General features: G+C 70.9%; 21 protein-coding genes. 7 read left to right on the forward strand and 14 right to left on the reverse strand.

Going from position 1 to position 23,402, the window contains the following annotated elements:
- The first annotated feature begins 81 nt into the window (after positions 1-81).
- Positions 82-1,545 (forward strand): LCP family protein, encoded by a 1,464-nt coding sequence (locus tag ACFLIM_RS26510; protein ID WP_393169877.1) that lies wholly within the window; start codon positions 82-84, stop codon positions 1,543-1,545.
- Here the strand turns inward: ACFLIM_RS26510 and ACFLIM_RS26515 are convergent.
- From ACFLIM_RS26515 to ACFLIM_RS26530, 4 genes are read right to left on the reverse strand one after another with little or no spacing between them, the layout of a single operon-like run.
- Positions 1,540-2,493, reverse strand: coding sequence for an asparaginase (locus tag ACFLIM_RS26515; protein WP_393169879.1), 954 nt, complete (start codon positions 2,491-2,493; stop codon positions 1,540-1,542). The two genes, ACFLIM_RS26510 and ACFLIM_RS26515, sit on opposite strands and share 6 nt — an antisense overlap.
- Positions 2,486-3,301 carry an amino acid ABC transporter permease gene (locus ACFLIM_RS26520; protein WP_393169881.1) on the reverse strand — a complete coding sequence of 272 codons (816 nt, stop codon included), beginning with the start codon at positions 3,299-3,301 and terminating at the stop codon, positions 2,486-2,488. The genes ACFLIM_RS26515 and ACFLIM_RS26520 overlap by 8 nt, the downstream gene beginning before the upstream one ends.
- Entirely contained in the window at positions 3,298-3,942 is a 645-nt protein-coding gene (locus ACFLIM_RS26525; protein ID WP_393169883.1) for an amino acid ABC transporter permease, read from the reverse strand. The genes ACFLIM_RS26520 and ACFLIM_RS26525 overlap by 4 nt, the downstream gene beginning before the upstream one ends.
- Entirely contained in the window at positions 3,942-4,847 is a 906-nt protein-coding gene (locus tag ACFLIM_RS26530) for a glutamate ABC transporter substrate-binding protein (protein WP_393169885.1), read from the reverse strand. The genes ACFLIM_RS26525 and ACFLIM_RS26530 overlap by 1 nt, the downstream gene beginning before the upstream one ends.
- 107 nt (positions 4,848-4,954) lie before the next feature.
- Here ACFLIM_RS26530 and ACFLIM_RS26535 point away from each other — a divergent pair, with 107 nt between their 5' ends.
- Both ACFLIM_RS26535 and ACFLIM_RS26540 read left to right on the forward strand, forming a co-directional pair.
- The gene (locus ACFLIM_RS26535; protein ID WP_393169887.1) at positions 4,955-6,091 is read left to right on the forward strand and encodes an ROK family transcriptional regulator; all 1,137 of its coding nucleotides are present in this window, start codon (positions 4,955-4,957) and stop codon (positions 6,089-6,091) included.
- An 80-nt stretch (positions 6,092-6,171) separates the two neighbouring features.
- Positions 6,172-6,825 carry a TetR/AcrR family transcriptional regulator gene (locus ACFLIM_RS26540; RefSeq protein ID WP_393169889.1) on the forward strand — a complete coding sequence of 218 codons (654 nt, stop codon included), beginning with the start codon at positions 6,172-6,174 and terminating at the stop codon, positions 6,823-6,825.
- Here ACFLIM_RS26540 and ACFLIM_RS26545 read toward each other — a convergent pair.
- Complete coding sequence (locus ACFLIM_RS26545) at positions 6,787-7,749, reverse strand: quinone oxidoreductase family protein (RefSeq protein WP_393169891.1); 963 nt, start codon at positions 7,747-7,749, stop codon at positions 6,787-6,789. The two genes, ACFLIM_RS26540 and ACFLIM_RS26545, sit on opposite strands and share 39 nt — an antisense overlap.
- 247 nt (positions 7,750-7,996) lie before the next feature.
- Here ACFLIM_RS26545 and ACFLIM_RS26550 point away from each other — a divergent pair, with 247 nt between their 5' ends.
- Positions 7,997-8,194: a hypothetical protein gene (locus tag ACFLIM_RS26550; protein WP_393169893.1), complete on the forward strand. Its 198-nt coding sequence runs from the start codon at positions 7,997-7,999 to the stop codon at positions 8,192-8,194.
- Positions 8,195-8,197: 3 nt separating this feature from the next.
- Here ACFLIM_RS26550 and ACFLIM_RS26555 read toward each other — a convergent pair whose 3' ends face one another.
- The 4 genes from ACFLIM_RS26555 to ACFLIM_RS26570 all read right to left on the reverse strand — a co-directional run bounded on the left by ACFLIM_RS26555 (position 8,198) and on the right by ACFLIM_RS26570 (position 12,285).
- Positions 8,198-8,998: a class I SAM-dependent methyltransferase gene (locus ACFLIM_RS26555; protein WP_393169895.1), complete on the reverse strand. Its 801-nt coding sequence runs from the start codon at positions 8,996-8,998 to the stop codon at positions 8,198-8,200.
- Between the two features lie 71 nt (positions 8,999-9,069).
- Positions 9,070-10,074 carry an enolase C-terminal domain-like protein gene (locus tag ACFLIM_RS26560; protein ID WP_393169896.1) on the reverse strand — a complete coding sequence of 335 codons (1,005 nt, stop codon included), beginning with the start codon at positions 10,072-10,074 and terminating at the stop codon, positions 9,070-9,072.
- A gap of 10 nt (positions 10,075-10,084) precedes the next feature.
- Positions 10,085-11,476 (reverse strand): MFS transporter, encoded by a 1,392-nt coding sequence (locus ACFLIM_RS26565; RefSeq protein WP_393169898.1) that lies wholly within the window; start codon positions 11,474-11,476, stop codon positions 10,085-10,087.
- A gap of 80 nt (positions 11,477-11,556) precedes the next feature.
- On the reverse strand, positions 11,557-12,285 hold the full coding sequence (locus ACFLIM_RS26570; protein WP_393169900.1) for a TetR/AcrR family transcriptional regulator: 729 nt from the start codon (positions 12,283-12,285) through the stop codon (positions 11,557-11,559).
- Positions 12,286-12,383: 98 nt separating this feature from the next.
- Here ACFLIM_RS26570 and ACFLIM_RS26575 point away from each other — a divergent pair, with 98 nt between their 5' ends.
- On the forward strand, positions 12,384-13,829 hold the full coding sequence (locus ACFLIM_RS26575) for an MFS transporter (RefSeq protein WP_393169902.1): 1,446 nt from the start codon (positions 12,384-12,386) through the stop codon (positions 13,827-13,829).
- A gap of 12 nt (positions 13,830-13,841) precedes the next feature.
- On the opposite strand, the gene ACFLIM_RS26580 is transcribed toward ACFLIM_RS26575, so the two are convergent.
- The 5 genes from ACFLIM_RS26580 to ACFLIM_RS26600 are packed head-to-tail and all read right to left on the reverse strand — an operon-like array spanning position 13,842 to position 20,995.
- A complete protein-coding gene (locus ACFLIM_RS26580) occupies positions 13,842-14,996 on the reverse strand; it encodes a VWA domain-containing protein (protein WP_393169904.1) in 1,155 nt (384 codons plus the stop codon).
- Complete coding sequence (locus ACFLIM_RS26585; RefSeq protein ID WP_393169906.1) at positions 14,993-17,281, reverse strand: DUF5682 family protein; 2,289 nt, start codon at positions 17,279-17,281, stop codon at positions 14,993-14,995. The genes ACFLIM_RS26580 and ACFLIM_RS26585 overlap by 4 nt, the downstream gene beginning before the upstream one ends.
- A complete protein-coding gene (locus tag ACFLIM_RS26590; protein WP_393169908.1) occupies positions 17,278-18,342 on the reverse strand; it encodes an AAA family ATPase in 1,065 nt (354 codons plus the stop codon). The genes ACFLIM_RS26585 and ACFLIM_RS26590 overlap by 4 nt, the downstream gene beginning before the upstream one ends.
- Positions 18,339-19,682, reverse strand: coding sequence for a DUF5691 domain-containing protein (locus ACFLIM_RS26595; RefSeq protein WP_393169910.1), 1,344 nt, complete (start codon positions 19,680-19,682; stop codon positions 18,339-18,341). Before ACFLIM_RS26595 ends, ACFLIM_RS26590 begins: the two co-directional genes overlap by 4 nt.
- Entirely contained in the window at positions 19,679-20,995 is a 1,317-nt protein-coding gene (locus ACFLIM_RS26600; protein WP_393169912.1) for an SWIM zinc finger family protein, read from the reverse strand. Before ACFLIM_RS26600 ends, ACFLIM_RS26595 begins: the two co-directional genes overlap by 4 nt.
- A gap of 122 nt (positions 20,996-21,117) precedes the next feature.
- On the opposite strand from ACFLIM_RS26600, the gene ACFLIM_RS26605 reads away from it, so the two are divergent.
- Positions 21,118-21,663 carry a cupin domain-containing protein gene (locus ACFLIM_RS26605; protein WP_393169914.1) on the forward strand — a complete coding sequence of 182 codons (546 nt, stop codon included), beginning with the start codon at positions 21,118-21,120 and terminating at the stop codon, positions 21,661-21,663.
- A 102-nt stretch (positions 21,664-21,765) separates the two neighbouring features.
- A complete protein-coding gene (locus ACFLIM_RS26610; RefSeq protein WP_393169916.1) occupies positions 21,766-23,304 on the forward strand; it encodes an aldehyde dehydrogenase family protein in 1,539 nt (512 codons plus the stop codon).
- Positions 23,305-23,402 lie beyond the last annotated feature (98 nt).

Genomic DNA, 23,402 nt, shown 5'->3' on the forward strand with positions numbered 1-23,402 from the left:
CATACCTAAGGTGGGCCGCGTCCAACGGCCCAGCTCACGTGGCGGATCACCTACGGTGGAGTTCGGGGAAACGGGGATGGCGTGCAGGCAAAGGAACCGGTGAGCGCCGGAGCGGTCCTCGGCTGGCTGGTGCTGGGCGCACTGGCCCCCGGGGCCGCTCATCTGCGCGCCGGCTGGCGCAAGACCGGCCTCGTCCTGATCTCCTGCTACGCGGCCGGGCTGCTGGCGCTGCTCGCCCTGGTGCTGACGACCGACAACCTGCTGGGTTCGCTGACCGAGAACTCCTGGATGACGGCGATCATCGTGGGCGCCGCTGTGCTGGGGATGGCGTGGTTCGCCCTGATCGTGCACTCGTTCGTGGTGCTGCGGCCCGGGCGGCTGCCGCAGACCGGGCAGATCCTCACCGGCACGGTGGCGGGGCTGCTGGCGGTCGTGGTGGTGGTGCCGTTCGGGGTGGTCGGGAATATCGTGTGGACCTCGCAGCAGGCGCTCAACGGCATCTTCCAGGACACGCCGCCCGACGAGGATTCCCCTCCGGCGGCCCAGGACAAGCCGGAGGACCCGTGGGCGGGGCGGCAGCGGGTGAACATCCTGCTCCTGGGCGGCGACGCCGACGACAACCGGATCGGCGTGCGTACCGACAGCATGAACCTGGCCACCATCGACGTGAAGACCGGCAACACCGTGCTGTTCAGCCTGCCGCGCAACCTGGAGGACGTGCGCTTCCGCCCCGGCACGCCGATGGCCCAGCGCTTCCCCAGCGGGTTCCGGCTGCCGCCCGACGCCGCGGGCGGGCGCAGCGACCTGCTCAACAGCGTCTGGGAGTACGCCGACGCGCACCCGGAGATCTTCGGCGGCAAGCAGCACCAGGGCCCCAAGGTGCTGATGGACACGATCGGCTACACCCTCGGCGTCAAGGTCGACTGGTACGCCCTGGTGAACATGTGGGGCTTCGCCCGCCTCATCGACGCCATCGGCGGCATCAGGATCACCGTCGAGCAGGACGTGGTGTTCGGCAAGTACAACGAGGGCCTGGTCAAGGCCGGCACGCGCAAGCTCAAGGGCGCGGACGCGATGTGGTACGCCCGCTCGCGCACCTACAGCGACGACTTCACCCGGATGCGCCGCCAGCGGTGCGTGCTCGGCGCCCTGCTCGACCAGGCGGACCCGGGCACGGTGCTGACCAGGTTCAACAAGATCGCGCTGGCCACCAAGGAGCTGATCAGGACCGACATCCCGCGGCCGATGCTCAAGGACCTGGTGCCGCTGGCGCTGAAGGTCAAGAACGCCAAGGTGTCAAGCGTGCAGTTCGTGCCCCCGCTGATCAACACCGGCTACCCGGACTGGGCGAAGATCCGCGACATCGCCACGAAAGCCATCCGCGACTCCTCCCGCCCGAACCCGGCCATCGCCGCCACGGCCTCCGCCGACCCTTCACCGTCGATTTCACCTTCGCCGAAGAAGTCCCCGAAGAAGCCTGCGAAACAACCCAGCCAGAACCCGGCCAAGGGCCTCACGGAAGGCTGCGGAGCCGGGGGTCTATGACCTGGCGACGATCCGGCCCACCGGTACGCCGCCGCCGAGTACGTCCACGGTCTCGAACGCCGCCGCAGATGTGACGTCACACCCCATCTGGCGCAGCACGGCCAGGGCGATGGCCGTCGTGGCGCGCGGGCTGCCGTCGATGACCTTCACCGCCACCGAGTGGCCCGACGCCAGCGCCACGACCAGCACGCCCTCCGCGCCGCCCTTGGCCAGGGCGCCCGGCAGTGCCCGCATCAGCTCGGTGTTCTGGTGGCCGGTGCCGCCGACGTACTCGGGGTGCTCGCGCATCGCGTCCGCGACCTGGCGCGGCGCGCTGCCCGGCGCGGCCAGCACCAGAGCCTGCACGGCCCGCGCCAGCCCCGTCAGCGACAACCCGAACAGCGGCGCCCCGCACCCGTCCACCGCCACGTGCGCGGCCTTCTCCCCCGCCAGTTCCTCGGTGACCGAACGCACCTGGAGCTGCAGGGGATGAGCGGCCGACAGGTACGACGGGACGTCCCAGCCGTTGGCCACGCAGGCGGCGAGCATGGCGGCGTGTTTGCCGGAGCAGTTCATGCGCTCGCGGGAGACGTCCTGGCCCTGCCTGATCAGCTCGTACATGGTGGCCTGGTCCTCCGGCCACGACGGCGGGCAGGCCAGCGCGGCGAAGTCCAGGCCGTAGTCGTCGAGCAGCTCGCGTACCAGGCGTACGTGGAAGTCCTCGCCCGTGTGGCTGCCCGCCGCGATGGCCAGCCGCGGCCCGGCCAGGGCCCGAGCTCCGGCGCCCGCAGTGAGGCAGGCCAGCGCCTGGAACGGCTTCGCCGACGAGCGTGGCAGCACCGGCGCGTCCACCCGGCCGAGCGCCACCTCGGCGCGCCCCGACGGGCCGAGGCCGACGGCGCTGCCGTAGTGGACGCTCTCCACGAATCCCGAGCGGATCACCTCGGCGAGCGCGACGAGTTCAGGCACCTGCGGGTCTCCTTCTGAGCGTGGCGGGCTGGCGGGCCTCCAGCGTGCGGGCCAGCTTGGACAACGACGCGTTGACCACCAGGTAGACCAGCGCGACGACCAGGTACGTCTGGATGAGCAGGCCGTTGTAGGCGGCCAGGACCTTGCCGCTGTAGAGCAACTCGCCGTAGCTGACGACGAAGCCGAGCGAGGTGTCCTTGAGCAGGCCGACCGACTGGCTCACGATCGACGGCAACACGCGGCGGGCGGCCTGGGGCAACACGATCAGGCGCATCGTCTGGAACCGCGTGAGGCCGACGGCCAGGCCCGCCTCGGTCTGGCCGCGTTCGATGGAGTTGATGCCGGCGCGGAAGATCTCGGCGAAGGCGGCCGCGTTCGAGACCGTCAGCGGCACCGTCAGCTTCCAGAACAGCGGCAGGTCCAGCCCGTAGCGCGGCAGCGCGAACAGCACCACGTACACCAGCAGCAACGCCGGGATCGTCCTGACCACCTCGACATAGGCGGTGGCCGGGCCGCGCACCCATGCCCGCGGCGAGAGCCGTCCCAGGGCCAGGACCAGGCCGAACGCCATCGACAGGGCCGCGGACACGACGGCCGCCAGGAACGTGGACCACAGACCTGTCAGGAGATATCGCCACATGGGCCAGGTCGCGTACGGCTGCCAGCGGGCGGCGTCGAGCTGCCCGTTCGCCGCGAACTGCCGCACGGCCAGCACGGCGAGCGCGACGGCGGCCAGCGCGCCCAGGACGGTGGCGACCCGGATGCGCCGCTTCGCCTTCGGCCCCGGCTCGTCGAACAGGACGGTCATCGCAGGATCACCAGCTTGCGTTCGAGCCTGCCGGTGACGAAGCCGGCGGCGGCGGCGATCAGCGCGTACGCCAGGCCCGCGCCCACGAAGATCGGGATCGGCTGGGCCTCGACGAGGTTCACCCGGTTCGCGGCGGCGGTCAGGTCGACGACGCCGACGGCCGCGGCGAGGGAGGTGTTCATGGTCGTGGCGATGAAGATGTTGCCGAGCGGCTGCACGACCGTGCGCAGCGCCTGCGGCAGGATGACGTGCCGCAACGACTGGCCGAACGTCAGCCCGATCGCCCGTGCCGCCTCGCCCTGGCCCTTATGAACGGAGTTCACGCCCGAACGCAGGGCCTCGCCGATATACGCGGCCTCGTAGACGGCGATGACGATGAACGCCGTCACCAGCAGGTCGGCCTGGATGCCGATCTCCGGCAGGCCGAAGACGGCCAGGACGAGCAGCACGAGCAGCGGCAGGTTCTGGAACGCCTCCACGTACGCGGTGCCGAGGGCCCGCAACACCCGTACCGGGCTGACGCGCAGGGCGCAGACCAGCACCCCCAGCACCGCCGCGCCGGCGAACGACACGGCGGTGAGCTGGAACGTCACGATCAGCCCCTGCCACAACTCGGGCAGGTGCTCGAGGAGAACGGGCATCAGGACCCCGGGACCGAACCGATCTGCGGCGGCTGAGGTGCCTCGCCGGTCACGACGGTGCCGATGGACTTCTTCCAGATGTCCTGCCAGACGCCGGCGTCCTGCAGCTTCTTCAGCCAGGCGTTGGTGAAGGCCTTGAACTGGTCGTCGCCGTGCTTGAGCCCGATCCCGTACGGGTCCACGGTGAAGGGCTTCGTCACGATCTGGATCGACGAATCCTTCTGGGCGTCGGCGATGAGGATCGTCTCATCCTGTACGTACGCCACGCCCCGGTCCTGCTTGAGCGCCTGGATGCATTCGGGGTCACTGCCGAACGTGATGATCTCCGCCTGCGGCGCCAGCTTCTTGATCGCGGGGATGGCCGGGGTGTTCGCGCCCGCCAGGACCTTCTTGCCGTTCAGGTCCTCCGGCTTGGCGATGCCCGTCGTGCCCTTCTTGACCGCGATCGTCAGCCCCGAGGTGTAGTACGGGCCCGCGAACGCCACCTGCTTCGCCCGTTCCTCGGTGATCGTGTACGTCTGGAAGACCACGTCCACGGTCCCGTTGGCGAGCAGCGCCTCCCGGGTCTCCGACGCCGAGTTGACGATCTTGACCTTGGGCTCGCCGAGGATGTACTTGGCCAGCGCCCTGCCCATCTCCGCGTCGAACCCCTCGATCTCGCCGGTGGCCGGGTTCTGCTGGGAGAGCAGGGGCGCGTCCAGCGAACCGCCCACGAGGAGCTCGCCGCGCTGCTTGATCTTCTCCATGGTCGAGCCGGGCAGGAGCTCGGCCGCGGTCGCGACCGGTGCCTTGGCCAGCACGTCGGCCTTGGACTCCACCGCCCCCGGCACGGCTGGGCTGCTCGACTCACCGCAGGCCGCCAGGGCTAACAGGGAGATGGCGGCGACGGCGACAAACCTCTTCATGAACAGCTCACTTCCTTCGATTTCGAAGATAAGCGGGACCGTAGTGGGAAATTTCGTAGCAAGTCAATAGGTTGTCGGCGTAAGTCCGGACATGGTAGGTATCTGACATGAACCAGCGGCTGCCCGTGCAGGGGGCACAGGGAGACCTGCTGCGACTCGTCGCCACCGGCAGGGCCGAGTCACGCGCCGACCTGGCCCGCTTATCCGGCCTGGCCGCGTCCAGCGTCTCACTCCGCGTCGAGGAGCTCATAGACGCGGGCCTCCTGGCCGAGGAGGGCTCCGGCACCTCCCGAGGCGGCCGCCGCCCCCGCCGCCTGCGCCTCTCCCCCGAGGCAGGCGTGCTGGCGGTCGCCGACCTGGGCGCCCACCACGTACGACTGGGTCTGCTGGACCTCAGCGGCACCCCGCTCGTGATCGTCGAGCAGTCGTGCGAGATCGCCGACGGCCCGCAGGCCACCCTGGACCGCATCGCGGACGCGTTCGACGTCCTGCTGGCCGAACACGTACCACCCTCGGTGCCCCTGCGCGGGGTGGGCACCGGCATCCCCGGCCCGGTGGACCCGGCGACCCGGCGCGTGGTCACCCCGTCGCGCATGCCCGGCTGGAACGAGTTCCCGGTCGCCGACCACCTCGCCACCCGCTACGACCTCCCGATCCTCGTGGAGAACGACGCCAACTTGATGGCCGCGGGCGAGGCGCGGTGGTGGCCGGGCAGCCAGAACCTCATGGTGGTGAAGGCAGGCACGGGCATCGGCTGCGGCGTCATAGTCAACGGCCACCTGCACAGAGGCAGAGGCGCGGCCGGGGACATCAGCCATGTGAGGGTCCGCTCGGACTCCTCGATCCTGTGCGCCTGCGGCCACCCGGACTGCCTGGAGGCCTACGCCAGCGGCGCCGCCCTGATGTCCACCCTGGCCGAAGCCGGGATCGCGGTGACCCGCCCAGCCGACATCGTCACCCTGGTCAACGACGCCATCCCGGAAGCCACCAGTCTGATACGCAACGCGGGCCGCCGCATAGGAGAGGTCCTGACCGTCCTGGTGAACTTCTTCAACCCGGACGTGGTGGCGGTGGGGGGCAGTTTGTCGGCGGCCGAACCCTTGATCACCTCGATCAGAGCAGCGGTATGGGAACGCTGCCTACCCTTGGCGACCAGAGACCTGGAGATAGCCCCGGCAAGGGCGGGCCGGGACGCGGCCTTGCGAGGAGCCGGCACCCTCCTCCTGGAAGCCGCCTTGACCTAGCTCGGTTGCCGGGGAGGCGACTCCCGCCGTGGCTACACTCGTCATGGAATGAACCCATCAGTCCAATTTGGAGTGGAACCATGCAACGTGCCCTGACACCGAAAGGGCAGGCCACGCGGGCGCGTATCGTCGAAGGCGCCGCCGAGGTCCTGCGGGAGCAGGGGGTGGCGATCACGACCCTGGATGACATCCGGCTGCGGACCGGCACGAGCAAGAGCCAGCTCTTCCACTACTTCCCCGACGGGAAGGACGCGTTGTTGCTCGCGGTCGCGCAGTACGAGGCCGATAGGGTGCTGGACGATCAGCAGCCGCACCTGGGGTGTCTCGACTCCTGGGACGCCTGGTACCGGTGGCGGGACGCCGTCGTGGAGCGCTACGAGTCGCAGGGGGACCAGTGCCCGCTGGGTTCGTTGTTCCTGCAGGTCGGGCGGTCCACGCCGGGCGCGCGGGGCATCGTCGTCGAACTGCTGAGGAAGTGGCAGGAGGCTCTGGCCGAAGGCATCAGGGCGTTGCAGCGAAACGGCCGGCTGCCGATGTCGTTCGATGTGGACGAGACCGCCGCCGCCCTGCTCGCCGCGGTCCAGGGCGGTGTGTCGATCATGTTGTCCACCGGGGAGTCCACTCATCTGCGGGCCGCGCTCGACTGGGGGATCATGCGGCTGCGGGCGGCTGAAGACGGCCAGTCCACGTCGCCGTCAGGGCAGGAGCAGCAGCTTTCCTGTCGTACGGCGTGATTCGAGGTCCTCGTGCGCCCGCGCCGCGTCCGCGAGGGCGTAGCGTTCTCCGATGCGCGGCTTCAGCTGTCCCTTCCTGACAAAGTCGAAGACCTCGGCAGTGCGCTCCAGCAGCGCGTCACGCGTGGGCACATGGTCGGCGACGGTCGGGTAGGACAGCAGGATGCTGCTGGGCAGTTCCATCGGGGTGAGCGAGGGGACGCCCATGAAGGGACCGTAGTAGGCGTGCACGCCGTGACGGCGCAGGGCCAGCTGCGACGAGCGGAACGTCGGTGCTCCGCCGCCGTCGTACACGACGTGCGCGCCCTCGCCGCCGGTGAGGTCCTTCACCCGGTCCTCGAAGCCACCACCGCTGGAGACCAGGACGAGGTCGGCGCCGGCCTCCTTCGCGATGGCGACCTTCTCCTCACGGGAGACCAGGCCGATGACGGCGCCACCCCTGGCCTTGATCATCTGGGTCAGCATGAGCCCGACCCCGCCGGCGGCGGCGTGCACGACGGCCGTGTCACCCGGCTTGATCGGATAGGTCTCGGTGGTGAAGTGGTTGGCAGTCAGCCCTTGCATCATCACCGCGGCGGCTGTCTCGTCATCCACGTATTCGGGGACCTTCACCAGGGAGTCCGCGGGGACAGCGACCTGCTCCGCGTAGCTGCCCTTGTGGTAGTACCAGGCGACGCGATCCCCAACGGCAAGGTCCAGTACGCCGCCACCGAGGGCGGTGACGTACCCCATTCCCTCCACTCCCAGGACGGTGGGGATCGACCAGCCGGGCAGGGGCGTCGTGCGGGCGCCGGTGTCCATGTAGTTCACCCCTGCGACGCCGACCCGGACGAGCGCCTCTCCCGGGCCCGGCACCGGGTCCGGCAGTTCGGTCCAGGTCATGACCTCTGGGCCGCCGTAATTGCCTACGAAGATCGCGTGCATGGGGAACCTTCTCTCACTGTCTGGGCATCCACTGGACAGCTGTCAACGTATGGACAGAAAAATGGACTCGCAAGTCCATAATATTGGTGATTCAGGCAACCATCACGCTTGGCCGCAAGCCCCGTCTGAAGGCCTAGGCCTTCCGCGGACCTTCGGTAAAGAACCCGCCGTGCCCCTGTGGCGGCGCGGCCGTGCGGGACCCGCTCGTGATCTCCTGGGCGAAAGTCGTCATCTTCAGGAGGTTCGCATGCGCCGCCGCGCTCACCTGCTCGCCACCGCCGCCCTGGTCTCGGCCCTCGCCCCGATCGTCGCCGGCACCCCGTGGGAAGGGGCGGCCGAGCGGGCGCACAGCATCCGCGACGCCCTCATCTCGGCGGGCAGCCACTTCTACGGCCTGGCCGAGATCCTTGGGGACAACCTGCGGTCCGGCTCGATCGGGATATAGAGCTCAGGCGGGGCGGCGGAAAGTGGCCCGCCAGCGGTGGCGCTCGCCGTCGCGCAGGTCGTCGATCTTCTCCGTCTCCAGCCCTTCCGCCGCGAAGGCCGCGATCTCCGAGGGGGTCAGCGGCCACGGCGGCGCGAACACCGGCCCGCCCTCCTCCCTCCCGGAGGCGATCACCAGGAGTGTGCCGCCGGGCCGCACGAACTCGGCGACCGCGGTGATGGCCCGCTCATGCAGCGCCTCCGGCAGGGCCTGCACGGTCATGACCTCGACGACCAGGTCGAAGGCGCGATGCCACTGCGCGGGCGGGTCCAGCAGGTCGGCGACCTGGTAGAGCACGCCGCTGTCGGGAAAGCGTTGCTCGGCGAGCCGGACGGCCGACTCGCTCACGTCGAACGCGACCGTCTCGTAGCCGAGCTCCGCCACATATTCGGCGTCGTCTCCCAGCCCCGCCCCCACCACCAGCGCCCGCCCGCGCCCGGCCTGCTCGGAGCCCCATTCCACCAGCAGGAAGTGCGGGGAGCGCGAGTCCCACGGGACGATGGCGTCGCCGGTCGCCGACTCGGCGTAGAGGCGCTCGAACCAGCCGGTCGGGTCGCCCGCCGCCAGCGACTCGCCGGCCAGCCGGATGGCGTCCTCGTCCGGATCTTTCCCCGTCATCGCCGCTCCCAGCGGGAGCCCGTACGGCTCCCCTCGTTCTGCCCTCGCGGCCAGTTCTACCAGGTCCACCCGGTCGCCGAGCGGGCCGACGAGCACGCGCTGAGCGAACACGCGTTCGTGCGTGCAGCCCTTGCGCCGCAGCGCCACGTCGACCAGGGGGATCAGGGCGCAGACGCCGGGTGTGGGGTGCGGGCAGGGCGAACGAGATCACGCAGGCGTCACACGTAGAACGTGTCCTTGGCCATCCTGCGCAGCCGGGTCTCGTCGACGTCGTGGCCGAGCCCGGACTGGGTGAGGGGGACGGCGATGACGCCGGCGTTGGCGCCCACGATCGGCGTGACGATCTGGTTCTGGCGCGGCGGTTGCGTCACGTCGCACGGCAGCGTGCACCCGGGCAGGCTCGCCACCGCCACCGTGGCCGCCCTGGCCAGCCCCGCCCCCTGGCCGCCCGCGCACTGGATGTCCCAGCCCGCCGCCGCGGCCCGGTCGTGCGCCCGGCGGGCCTCCGTCAGCGACGGGAACGCCGCGGGCCGCAGCAGCAGCACCTTCGCCGCCCGCAACGTCAGGTAGTCGTCCAGCTCCCCCGTCGAGCCGGCCTCGACCGCGACCGAGGCGGCCACCTGGTCCTGCAGCGAGGCGTGCGCGTAGACGTCGGCCACGGGGAAGGGCCGCTCGATCACCTCCAGGCCGTAGGAGTCGAGCGCGACGAGCTGGCCGAGGTCGGAGTAGGCGTTGCCGCAGTCGACGGCCAGGGTCAGCGCCGGGTACGCCTGCCGCACCGCGCGTACCGGCTCGACGTCCCATCCGGGCCGGATGTCCAGCGTGACGTGCCCGTATCCGGCGCAGACCTGCTGGTTGACCCGGGCCACGAGGCTTTCCACGGAGGGGTCGGGCGTCAGGCGGACGGTGGCGATGAGCGAGGTGCGGGTGCCGCCGATCGCCTCGGCGAGCGGCACGCCGCGCATCCTGGTCCACAGGTCCCAGCAGGCCATGTCCACCGCGGAGTCGCCGCTCGGCACGGTGTCGGGGTGCTCCCAGTCGACCCCGATGAGCAGGGCGGCCAGCGTCTCCTCCAGCCTGGACCAGGTCTTGGGCTGGGGTGAGATGGCCTCGCCCCAGCCGGTCATACCGCCGTGGTCGGTGAGCTTCACGAGCAGGGTCTCCGACCTCCTGCCGAACGGCAGGACCAGCCGGAAGACCTCAAGCTCCCGCACTCGCGGCATGTATCCCCCTTTATGACGCGGTTCCCGCAGTCCCTTCCATAGTGCCTGCTCGCGAGACGCGGACAAAACGCGGGGCCAGCAGAAAGGCCAGCACGGCCAGTACGACGGCGAACGCGAGCCCGATCCCGTAGTTCTCCGCCGTGGCGGTGAACAGGGCGCCGCTGACCGCCACGGCCACCACGGTGAACACCGACTCCCCCACGCCGAGGGCCGCCGTGTTCTTCCCTTCCTCGCCCTCGTTCGACATCTCCAGCACCAGGACGGACACCGTGGGGTGCAACGCGCCGATGCCGAGCCCCGAGATGGCCATGGCCACGTACGCGACCGCGATCGGCACGGAGTCGACCAGCACCAGCGCCACCATCGCGATGCCGACGGCGATCATGGCGGCGCCGCCCCGGATGGCGGTGAGGTGGCTGACCGTGCCGCGGCCCTTGATCCAGGAGCCGGTGGACCAGCCGAGAGCGCCGATCGTGAGCACGACGCCAGCCTCGGTGAGGGTCATGTGGCGCTCGTTCTTCAGCATGAGCGGGATGAGCACCTCTGCCGCGGTGAACGAGCCGAAGACCAGGCCGCGCAGCACGGGGGCGGTGGGCAGGCCGGGCGCGGCCCTGAGCGAGCCGGGCAGCAGCAGCTTGGGCAGGGCCACGGCCAGCAGGACGACGCCGGCCAGGAGCAGCGGCAGGCCGGCGAGCTTCAGCGCGCTGCCGTACTGGATCAGGGCGGCGGCGACGGCGGTCAGCGTGGCCCAGACGAGCTTGCGGCCGAGGCCGGGGGCGGGCTCGGCGATGCCGTCCTGCAGCGCCCGGGCGGCGGTGCCGCGCCAGAGCAGCAGCGCGGACGGGATGACGATCAGGGAGACGCCGAGGAAGATCCACCGCCAGTCGGCGTTCTCGGCCACGAAACCGGCGATCGCGGGGCCGACCATCGACGGCACCACCCAGGCGGCCGAGAACAGGGCGAACACCTTGGGATGCATGGCCCCCGGATAGACCCTGGCCACCAGCACGTACAACGCGACCTGGATCAACCCGGCCCCGAGCCCCTGCACGAACCGGCCCGCGACGAACACCTCCATGTTCGGCGCGAACCCGGCCAGCAGCAGCCCCGCCACGAAGCCCGCCACACCCACCGCGACCGGCTGCAGCGGGCCGCGCACGTCGCTCCATCGCCCGCCCAGCACCGTCGCGATCACGCTGGCCGCCAGGGTGGCGCTGAAGGCCAGGTTGTACAGGTGCATGCCGCCGAGGTCGCGGGCCACGACGGGCATCGCGGTGGCCACCGCCATCGCCTCGAAGGCCACCAGCATCACGAGCGCGACCAGCCCCACGCTGATCGCCCGGTACTGCGGGGACATCACGCTGACCGGGGCGGCCGTAGATCCTTCAACAGTCGTAGTCATAGCCGCAAGCTACGGGGTCGACCCAGGTCGGCACATCGGGCGGGGGGCCTAGGCAATTCGGCCTAAGGCGCTGGAAGGGCCTACGGCATGCGGGCTTCGATGCCGTCGAGAAACAGGTCGAGGCCGTAGCGGAAACGTTCCTCGCCGTCGTCGGCGATCAGGTCGTCCACGAACTTGCTCACGTGCGGGAACCGCTCCGACGGCAGCGCCCGGTAGTAGTCGGCGATCTGGCCGACGAACGCCTGGAGATACGCCTGCTTGTCCTGGAAGCCGCCCGCGCGCATCCGCGCGTAGTGCAGGGAGCCCTCGTACGCGTCGCCGACGACGTACAGCGAGAGCCGGTCCATCGACAGCGACGCCTCCCGCGGGGACATGCCGGCCTCGATCAGCAGCCCGAAGACGAACTCGCCGATGCGGATGGAGTTCTCCCCCGTGGGGATGTTGGCCAGCGCCACCCTCGCCAGGTCCGCGTGGCCGCCCAGCACGCGGTGCACCTCCATGGCGTAGGCGCGCAGCTGCTCCTTCCAGCGGCCTGGATCGCGCTCGGGCAGCTCGATCTCGCCGAGCACCCGGTCGTAGACCAGCTCCAGCAGCTCGTCCTTGTTGGCCACGTGCACATAGAGCGAGGCGGGACCCGTGTCGAGCTCCTGGGCGACGCGTCGCATGCTCAGCGCGTCGAGCCCCTCGGCGTCGAGGATCCGCAACCCGGCCTCGACGATCAGCTCCTGGCTGAGCTGCCGCCTGACCTGCGCCGGCTTGCGCGACTTGCGCCACGGGGGCACGGGGACTCCGTCTTTGCGACCTTCCATGCGAACACTGTACTTGACACGAACGATGTTCGCTACTAGAACGGTGTTCGTAGCGAACAGCGTTCGTTCATAGAACACCGTTATCGAAGGAGTCCCCCATGACAGTCACCGCCCCAGCGGCGACGACCGAGGTCCAGCCCTACCGCTGGCGCTGGGTCGCGCTGTTCGTGATCCTGGCCGCCGAGGTCATGGATCTGCTCGACGCGCTCGTGACCACGATCGCCGCCCCCACGATCCAGCGGGAGCTGGGCGGCTCCGACAGCCTCGTGCAGTGGCTCGGCGCCGGATACACCCTGGCCATGGCCGTCGGCCTGATCACCGGCGGGCGGCTTGGCGACCTGTTCGGCAGGAAGCGCATGTTCGTGATCGGCGCGCTCGGCTTCACCGCCGCCTCGCTGCTGTGCGGGGTCGCGGCCGGCCCGGAGATGCTGATCGGCAGCCGGGTGTTGCAGGGCCTGTTCGGCGCGGTGATGATCCCGCAGGGCCTCGGGCTGATCAAGGAGATGTTCCCGCCGCGGGAGCTGGGCAAGGCGTTCGGCATGTTCGGCCCGGTCATGACCATCTCGGCCGTCGGCGGCCCCGTGCTGGCCGGCTGGCTGGTCGACGCCGACTTCTTCGGTACGGGCTGGCGCATGATCTTCCTGATCAACCTGCCGATCGGCCTGGCCGCCGCGCTGGCCGCGATCCGCTTCCTGCCCGAATACCGCCTCTCGAACGCCACCAAGCTCGACCTCGTCGGCGTCGCGCTCGTCTCGGTGGCCGCGTTCCTGCTGATCTTCCCGCTCATCCAGGGCCGCGACCTGGGCTGGCCGGCGTGGACGTTCGTGTCGATGGCGGCCTCGATCGTGGTGTTCGCCGTGTTCGGCCGCTACGAGTCCCGCCGCGCCGGGTCGGGCAAGGACCCGCTGGTCACGCCCGGCCTGTTCCGCAAGCGCGCCTTCACCGGCGGGCTGGTGGCCGGCCTGGCCTTCTTCTCCGGGCTGATGGGCTTCGGCCTGGTCTTCACCCTCTACGCGCAGCTGGGCCTCGGCTTCACGCCGCTCCAGGCCGGTCTCACCGGGCTGCCGCAGGCGATCGGCGGCGTGATCGGCTTCGGCCTGGCGATGTCAGGGCTGCAAAACAGGCTGGGCCGCGGGCTGGTGCAGATCGGCACCGCCGTCATGGCGGCGGGCGCGGCCGTGCTCGCCCTGACCATCCACTGGGCCGGGCTCGACGTCGGCGGCTGGCAGCTCGCTCCCGGGCTGGCCCTCGTCGGCATCGGGATGGGGCTGACCATGGCGCCGTTCTTCGACATCGTGCTCGCCGGAGTCGAGCCGCACGAGTCCGGCTCCGCCTCCGGCACCTTGACCGCGATCCAGCAGCTCGGCGGCGCGCTCGGCACCGCCGTGCTGGGCACGCTCTTCTTCAACCTGCTCGCCCGCCAGTGGAGCTTCGGCTCGGCCATGCAGGTGACCGTGTGGGTCGAGGTCGGGCTGCTGGCTCTGACGTTCGCGCTGTCGTACCTGCTGCCCCGCAGGGCCCGGCCCGAGCAGGCCGGACACTGATCTGTCATGCGCTCAGGCGCTGAGGTGCCGCTCGGCCCACTGGGCGATGTCGCGCCGCTCGATCGCGGCCGCCATCAGGTCGGGGAAGGCGTCGGGCGTGCACGCGAAAGCGGGCACGCCCATCGCGGCCAGCGCGGCCGCGTTCTCGTGGTCGTAGAACGGCGCGCCCTCGTCGGACAAAGCGAGCAACACGATCACCTGTACGCCGGCCTGCGTCATCGCCGCCACCCGGCGCAACATCTCCTGCCTGACGCCGCCCTCGTAGAGGTCGCTGATCAGGATGAAAATGGAGTTCGTCGGCCTGGTGATGAGCCCCTGGCCGTAGGCGATGGCCCGGTTGATGTCGGTGCCGCCGCCGAGCTGCGTGCCGAACAACACCTCGACCGGATCGTGCAGCTGCTCGGTGAGATCCACCACCGCCGTGTCGAACACCACCAGCGACGTCCTGAGCGACCGCATCGACGCCAGCACCGCCCCGAACACGCTCGAATAGACCACCGAGGCCGCCATCGACCCGCTCTGGTCGATGCACAACACGACCTCGCGCTGCACCGACCGCTGCCTGCGGGCGTAGCCGACCAGCCGCGAGGGGACGATCGTGTTCTTGTCCGGCAGGTAGTTCTTGAGGTTCGCCCGGATCGTCCGGTCCCAGTCGATGTCGGCCACCCGCTTGGGCCGGTGCGTCCTGGCCGAACGGTCGAGCGCTCCCGTCACGGCCGCCCTGGTCTTCTGGGCGAGCCTGCGTTCGAGCTCCGCCACGACCGTGCGCACCAGCGCCCTGGCCGACTCGCGGGCCTGGTCGGGCATGACCCGGTTGAGCGCGAGCAGGGTGCCGACCAAATGCACGTCAGGCTGCACGGCCTCGAGCATCTCGGGCTCCAGCAGGAGCCTGGTGAGGTTCAGCTTCTCGATCGCGTCCTTCTGCATGACCTGGACGACCGTGGAGGGGAAGTAGGTGCGGATGTCGCCCAGCCAGCGGGCCACCCGCGGGGCGGACGCGCCCAGGCCGCCCGCCCTGTTGCCCTGGTCTTTGCCCTGGTCGTAGACGGCGGCCAGGGCCGCGTCCATCTGCGCGTCGACGCCCTCCAGGCCGCACCCGGTGCCGTCGGCGTCCCCACCGCCCAGCACCAGCCGCCACCGGCGCATCCGCTCGTCCGCCACGGTCATTGGCCCGTCCTCCCGATGATCGCCAGCACGGTGGCGACGGCCGCCGCCGCGCGCCGCTCGTCCACGTCCTGCTCCCCTTCCCCGTCGTCCTGCCCCGCCGAGCGCAGCCGCTCCCCGACGGCCCTGCGCTCCGGTACGGCGAAACCGCCGAACGTACGGCGGAGCAGCGGCAGCACGTCGGTGAACTGGTCACCGGACAGGCCGGTGAGCCACCCGTCCACCAGGGCCAGCAGCCGCGGATCGTGCACCAGCAGCAGCCCGCCCCCGGCCAGGAACCCCTCGACCCAGGCCGCCGCCCTGGCCGGGGTCTGGCCGCGGGACATGGCCCTGGACATGCGGTCACCGGCGTCGTCGAGCTCGCCGGAGTCCAGCAGGATCCTGGTCAGCCGCCCTTCGATGAGCCCGTGCAGGTCCTGCCGATCGCTGATCCCCCGTAGCGTGACCAGCCACCGGCTCCTCGGCGAAGCCCCACCGCCCTGCGCGGACGCGACCTCTCCGGCAGGCGAACCAGGCTCTTCGGCGGGTGTGCCGGGCTCGGCGAGCAGGGCGACGGCCGTGTGGACGGCGTCCACGTGCTTGAGCAGAGCTCCCGCCGCGTCGTCGTCCAGTCCCGTCACCGCCACCGGCAGCCCGACGCGGATCCGATCCAGCATCGACCGTACGATCACCGCCAGCCCCTCGGCCGACGTGCCGCGGACGTCGCCATAGCGGTGGGCGCGCACCATCGCGGGCAACGCCGCCATCAGATGCGTGACGTCGGTGTCCAGCGCCGCCTTGGCCGACAGCGCGGCCAGCACGCCGGGCAGCGCCTCCGGCAACTCGGCCAGCAGGCACGACTCGACCAGCGACGTCAGGTCCGCCAGCGCCGCCGACTCCGCCCCCGCCAGGTCAGTGGCCCGCTGCGCGGCGGCCGCGAGCACGGTGGTGCCCAGGGCGGCCTGCTCGATGAGCGCGAGGTCGTGCTCGGGCCGCCACTGCAACGTCCACGTCTCCCTGAACGTGCCCTTCCCCCGCGACTCCCCCCGCGTCCCCCAGCCCACGCCGAGCAGCCGCAACCGGTGCAGCAGGCGGCTCCGGTCCAGGTCGAGGGCCTTGCGCAGGTCGAGATCGAGCTCGCGGTCGAGCGCCTCCGGCTTGAGCCGCAGCCGCCGCTGCTGCTCGCGCAGGTCCCGCTGGAGCGGCACCATCGGCGTGCCGTCGCTGACGTGACCGAGCCGGTCGCCCACGACCATGCGCCGCTGGATCAGCTCCACGGCCAGGTCGTCGCCCTCGCACAACACGGCCCTGGCCGCCTCGGTGACCTCGCCCAGCCCGGCCAGGGGGCGGCCACGCAGGGCGGCCAGGCTGTTCGCGAGGCGTACGGACTCGATGACGTGCGCGGACGACACGGCCAGCCCCTCGTCCCGCAGCACCGCCGCGGCCTCGGCCAGCCACCGCTCCACGGGCCGGTCGGGCGCGCCGAACAGGTGGTGGTACCAGCCGGGCGAGGTGATCCCCGCCCCGTAGCCGCTCCAGGAGGCCAGCCGCGAGTACGTCCACGGCACCCACGTCAGCTCCGCCTTCACCTTCGGCAGACCGCGCAGGGTCGTGTTGTCGGCCGCGGCGGACGGCAGCGACCCCGTCAGCGCCGGAACGTGCCAGGCCCCGCAGATCACCGCGATCCGCGCGTAGCCCTGTTTGAGGGCCGCCCGGATGGTTCTGCGCATGTACGCCTCGCGCCTGGCCTCGCGTTCGTCCGGCTGGTAGCCCTCGCGTACGGCGGCCATGGCCTCGGCGATCACTTCAAAAGGCGTGTCGCCGCGGTGTTCGACGACGTCCTCCCACCAGCGTTCCGCATCGTCGTATCCGGCCGCCGCGGCCAGCGAACCGATGGGGTCGGCCCGCATGTCGGGAATTTCATCATCATCGCGGTCGTCGGCCAGGGAATGGGCCGCGGGCAGGTCGCAGAAGCGCACCGGGATTCCGGCGGACGTGCCGTACAGGATGGCCTGCCACTCGGGCGAGAACCCGGCGAACGGCCAGAAGGCGGCACGGGCAGGCGCCCCCGGGACGTGCGCGAGCAGCGCGACCGGCGGCTCCAGCTCGGGGGCGAGCGCGACGAGCGCGTCGGCCTCGGGCGGGCCCTCGATGAGGATCGCGTCGGGTGTCAGCCGCTCCAGCTCGGCCAGGACGGCCCGCGCCGACCCGGGTCCGTGATGCCGCACGCCGAGCACCCAGACGCTGGCCTCGCCAACGGTCAGCACGCTCGCCTTGCCGACCGTCGTGCCGGTGCCGTCGGCGCTCATGAGACCTCTCGGCACGCGCGGTAGAAGTCCCGCCAGTCCGAACGCTCGCGGACCACGGTCTCCAGGTATTCGCGCCACACCACCCGATCCGACACCGGCTCCTGCACCACGGCGCCCATGATCCCGGCGGCCACGTCGGACGGGCGCAGCACGCCGTCGCCGAAGTGGGCGGCCAGCGCGATGCCGTTGGTGAGCACGGAGATCGCCTCGGCCGTGGACAGGGTGCCGCTGGGCGACTTGACCTTGGTGCGGCCGTCCTCGGTGACGCCCGTGCGCAACTCGCGGAACACCGTCACCACGCGCCGGATCTCCGACAGCCCCGTGGTCGTCTCGGGCAGCTCCAGGGCGCGGCCGAGCTGGGTGACCCGGCGCGAGACGATGTCGACCTCCTCCTCGGCGGTGGCGGGGACCGGCAGCACGACCGTGTTGAAGCGGCGGCGCAGGGCGCTGGACAGCTCGTTGACGCCCCGGTCGCGGTCGTTGGCGGTGGCGATCACGTTGAAGCCGCGTTCGGCCTGCACCTCGCGGTTGAGCTCGGGGATCGGCAGGGTCTTCTCGGACAGCACGGTGATCAGGGCGTCCTGCACGTCGGACGGCATGCGGGTGAGCTCCTCGACGCGGGCGACCCGGCCCTCGGCCATCGCGCGCATCACGGGCGACGGGGTCAGCGCCTCAATCGACGGGCCCTCGGCCAGCAGCCTGGCGTAGTTCCAGCCGTACCGGACGGCCTCTTCCGCTGTGCCGGCGGTGCCCTGGACGAGCAGCGTCGAGTCGCCGCTGACGGCGGCTGCCAGGTGCTCCGACAACCACGTCTTGGCGGTGCCGGGCACGCCGAGCAGCAGCAGCGCGCGGTCGGTCGCCAGCGTGGCCACGGCGACCTCGACGATGCGGCGGGCGCCGACGTATTTGGGGGTGATGCGGTCGCCGTCGCCCAGGATGTATTGAGTCACGGCCCAGGGCGACAACTTCCAGCCGGGCGGCCGAGGCCGGTCGTCGTCCTTGGCCAGCACGGCGAGCTCCTCGGCGTACTGGTCTTCGGCGTGCGGGCGCAGAATGGTCATCGGGCAAGCTCCTTGTACATGTCTGCACGGAAACGCAGCAAGGCGGCGACCTGCTGGACGGACTCCACTGGCGAGTAGCTCTCGGCCAGGGGGAACAGGGCCGGGTCGATGTGCTCGCCGGCCAGCTTGACCAGCTCGCCGAGGTTCCACGGCTGCGTGGTCGCCACTCTTACGATCTTGCGCAGCACGGCCGTGGCCAGCCCTTCGCGCCAGTGGGACGACACGCCGCCCAACACCATGATCAACTGACTGTCCAAATCATGCTTTTTCACGAAATCGGCGGCGAGTTCCTGCTGCTCGTCGGGCGGCAGCGATTCGAGGAGGTCCGCGATCGGATCCCACCCGAACATCGCCCGCGCCCACTCCGGATCCTGCTGCAGCACGGCGGCGCGTACCCAGGCCGCCTTCACCTCGGCGTCCCAGTCGGGGATCTTCATCGTCAGCAGCCTGGCGGGCGGCCGGTCCCAGACCGCCAGCGGGGCGCGGGCGATGATCTGCTGCAGCCACCAGGCCCGCTCACCGATGCCTCTGGGCGGTTTGGGACGGATGCCGTCGCGTTCCATCGCCTTGTCACACTCTTTGGGGGCCTCGATGGCGATGACGTTTCCCGCGATGGCCACGCAGGCTCGCGCTCGCTCGGCCATCCGCTGGGACATCCGCGACGCGGGAAGCCTGGTGAGCAGGTTGGCGGCGGCCTGCCGCACCTCCCTGCGCCGATCGTCCAGCGCCTGCTCGAGGAACGGCTCGTCATCCATGCTCAGCCCATCGGCCAGCACCTCGACGAACTCGGCCCGATCGTCGGGCGTCTCCCGCTCCCAGGTGCTCTCCAGCAACCGCCTGGCCTCGCCCGCGTCGGCCGCCCTGACCCTGCGCAGGTGAGCCCGCCGGTCGGCGGCCCCACCCAGCTCCCAGGTCTCCCCAGTCGGCTCCTCCAGGAGATAACCCCAGTCGGAGTTGAGCCCGGCCAGCCACCTGCCGCGCTGCCCGGCCAGCACGCCGAGATGCCCTCTGATGGAACGGTCACGCCGCCCACGTTCGAGCAGGTCGGGCAGCACGTAGGGGGGTACCCTCCGGCCCGTCGCGGCGGCCGCGGCCAGCCATTCGGGCAACAACCTCTCGTGCTCCCCGCCCATGATCCGGGCCAGCCGCTCGGCAGCCGTCCGGCCGACGGCCGCCCGCTCCTCATCGGGCGCGCGCTCCTGCGGCGCGACCTCCCCCAGCCGCCGCCCAGCCCGCCGCCGCACCACTTCGACGGCGGCGGCTTCGAGCAAGTCCCCTCGGTACGGCCGGCGATCGGTCCCCACGAGCGCCGCCGACGCGAGCTCCTCCCAGCCGTTCACAGAATCACCGCCCCTTCTTCGTCCCACGTGGTCAGGGGCCGCAGCCCGTGCGGAGTCCATTCGGCGGCCACGGTCACCGGCCGCCCTCCCGACACGGCGATCAACCGCCAGGGATCGCGGGCTCTCGGATGCAACGGAAGCCCGCCGAGCGAGCCCCGCTCCGGCACCACGCCGACCAGGACGAGCGGCCAGGACTCGGTCCACGGATCCCCGGTCAGCGCCCCGGCCACCTCGTCCAGCCCCTCCTCCGGCGACATCCCGGGCGGGCCGGCCTCCGGCGGCACGGCGCCACGGCGATCGGCGACCAGGGCCCGCAGCGGGGCGGCGCCAGGGTAGAAGGCCAGATCGGCGTCGATCGTGGTCCCCGTGACCAGGGACGCGTCCAACGGCTGCCCCGGCGGCGCGAAGGAGAGCACCAGCGCGGCCCGGCGAGTACGCCGTCCGCGGAGCCAGACCCGACGAGCCGTCAACCGGTCCTGCTCCTCGTCGCGCCCGCCCAGCACGTCCCAGTGATCCCGCACGGCAGGCCCGGCCAGCACCTCCTCCCGCGTGACGGGAAACCCGGCACGGATCAGCACCGTCTCGACCAGCGACCCGGGCAACTCCTCTCGCCGCCGATAGGCGACGGCCAGCAGGTTGATCAGCGCGTATTCCTCCAACAGCCGCCCCGGCCAGCTCTCCTCCGACCGCACCCGGGACAACCGGGAGACGACGCCCGCGACGCCGGGAGCCTGGGCATCGATGAGCCGCTTGGCCAGCCCGTCCCATTCGTGCTCGGCCGCTCCCGCCAGCCCCTGCCGCACCTGGTCGGCCAGCCACCGCTCCAGCTCGGACAACCCGGAGGCGACCCGGGCATGCCGAACGGACTCCCCACCGGCGGGGGCGACTCGCGCCGCACCGGCCTTGGCCCCCTCCGACCTGGATGCACTGTCGGGAGCCTGGGCCCGTGCGGCTTCGATTTTGGCCGCCGACTTGGCCGCCCGCTCGGCCCGCGTCTCCACCCACTCCGTGACCCACTGCGGCGCGCCCTCCTGAACAGGCACCCCGTCGGCAGACCACATGAGCAAGAGCCCGAGCGCATGCTTGCACGGGAACTTCCGGCTCGGGCAACTGCACCGATATGCGGGCTCGGTCAGGTCGACGCAGGCCAGGTAAGGCTTGGCCCCGCTGCCCTTGCACTCGCCGTACAAGACCGTGCCTGTCGTGCCGCGCAACGACCATTTTCCGGGCGCCGCAACCCCCTGCGCGGCCTTCTGCGAGGACGCGTCGGGGGCGAGAGCGAGCACCTGATCACGGCTCCACCGTTCGATCACCTGCCGCAGACTAGCCACCCCGACCGACATTTCGCCGCCAGTCGGGGAACCCTGTGCGCGGACGCGTCTCGGCGTGGGGGCGCACCGGAGTCGTCCTGACTTATCGTCATAAACTTTCCCGCGTGGAGCTACGGATCTACCCCAACGGCCCGTCCATCCAGGTACCCGACGAGGCCGCGGCCCTGGCCAGCCCGCTCGACGGCCAGCTCGTCCTGGACGGCACCCGTTTCCTGCGCCGGGATGTCACGGGCGCCCCGGTCGCCTACGTCGAACGCCCGCCCATCGCCGCCGCCCTCGACCTCCTCCCCCACCCGGAGGGCGGCTGGTTCAGGGAAACCTGGAGATCGCCGGTGACGTTCCAGCCGGACGGGTACCAGGGGCCGCGGGCCAGCGCCACGGGCATCTACTTCCTCCTGCACCCGGGCGAGGAGTCGGTCCCGCACATGGTCACCTCGGACGAGGTCTGGTTGTGGCACCGCGGCGGCCCGCTGAGCCTGACGATCGGCGACTCCACGATCATGCTGGGGTCACGGGTGGAGGACGGGGAGGTGCCGCAGGCGCTGGTGCCCGGCGGGGTGTGGCAGTCGGCCCGCCCGGCGACCGACGAGCCCGTGCTGGTGAGCTGCATCGTGTCCCCGGGCTTCGACTTCGCCGACTTCACCGCTTGAAGGAACGCGCGGCACACGATCGACGCGGTGCTGACCGGCTGTTTCTTGGGTTTTTTCCGGCGAGATGATTGTCTGTCGGGAGGAACTATGAGGAGGACACCGGTGAGCCGTCAGATCGTTTCAGTTGTGGGTGGCAAGGAGGCCGCGGCCGTCGACACGTACGAGTCGACCAATCCCGCCCGCACCGGCGAGGTCGTGGCGCGGGTCGGGCTGGCCGACGCCGATACGTTCGCCGCCGCCTGCCGCACCGCCAAGGACGCCCAGCGCGAGTGGGCCAAGGTGCCCGCGCCCGTGCGCGGGCGGGTGATCGCCTCCATCGGGCGGCTGGTCGAGGCCAACGCCGAGCGGCTGGCCCGCCTGGTGACCGAGGAGATCGGCAAGCCGTACGCCGAGTCGCTCGGTGAGGTACGCGAGATCGTGGACACGTGCGACTTCTTCCTGGGAGAAGGCCGCAGGCTGTACGGGCAGACGGTCCCGTCGGAGATGCCGGACAAGAACCTGTTCACGTTCAGGAACCCGATCGGGGTGGCAGCGGTGATCACCGCGGGGAACTTCCCGGTGGCCGTGCCCTCCTGGTACCTGGTCCCGGCACTGCTCTGCGGCAACGCCGTCGTCTGGAAGCCCGCCGAGTACGCCGCCGCCTCCGCGCACGCCATGTTCCAGCTCTTCGTCGCCGCCGGGCTGCCCGACGGTGTGCTGAACATCGTCTTCGCCGACGGCGCCGAGACGTTCGGCGGCCTGGAGCTGGCCCTCGGCGAAGGCAGCGTGCAGAAGGTCGGGTTCACCGGCTCCAGCGAGGTGGGCCGGAAGATCGGCGAGCTGACCGGGCGGCACCTGCAGTCCGCCTGCCTGGAGCTGGGCGGCAAGAACCCCATGGTGATCATGCCGGACGCCGAGCTGGACCTGGCCGTCGAGGGCGCGCTGTTCTCCGGCTTCGGCACGGCCGGGCAGCGCTGCACCAGCCTCGGCACGGTCATCGTGCACGAGAGCGTGCACGACGAGTTCGTCGAGCGGTTCGCGCGGGCCGTCCGCGAGTCCAGGATCGGCGACCCGGCGCAGGACGTGCTGGCGGGCCCGCTGCTCGACCAGAAGTTCGCAGATCGGTACGAGGAATACCTGACCTGGATCGAACCCCACCACAAGGTCGTGTCCGGAAATATCGGGAAAATCACGGAGGATAGCCCGCACGGCGACTTCGACGGCGGCCAAGGGCTCTTCTACCACCCCGTCGTCGTGGACGGCGTCAAGGCCACGGACCGGCTGTTCCTGGAGGAGACGTTCGGCCCGATCGTGGGCGTGACCACGTTCAGGACCCTCGACGAGGCCATCGAGCTGGCCAACCTCCCCGGCTACGGCCTGTCGAGCTCCATCTACACCACCGACCCCAAGCACGCCTTCCACTTCCGCGAGGGCATCTCAGCCGGCATGGTCAGCGTCAACAACTCGACCTCGGGCGCCGAGGCCCACCTGCCGTTCGGCGGCAACGGCAAGTCGGGCAACGGCAGCCGGCAGTCCGGCATGTGGGTGCTCGACCAGTTCACCCGCTGGCAGGCGATGAACTGGGATCACTCGGGACGGCTGCAGAAGGCGCAGATGGACGTCGCGGAGATCACGCCCGACCTGGCCTTCCGCCTGCCATAGCCCGGGCCTCGACCTCCGCCCCGCCGCTGAGGTCCTGTAGGCGAAGGCGCAGACGCCTCCGGGAGAAACGAACGGGCCCCTCGTCGCCGAGGGGCCCG

Origin of the sequence: Nonomuraea marmarensis, from assembly GCF_043197025.1 — a bacterium.
GTDB lineage: Bacteria > Actinomycetota > Actinomycetes > Streptosporangiales > Streptosporangiaceae > Nonomuraea > Nonomuraea marmarensis.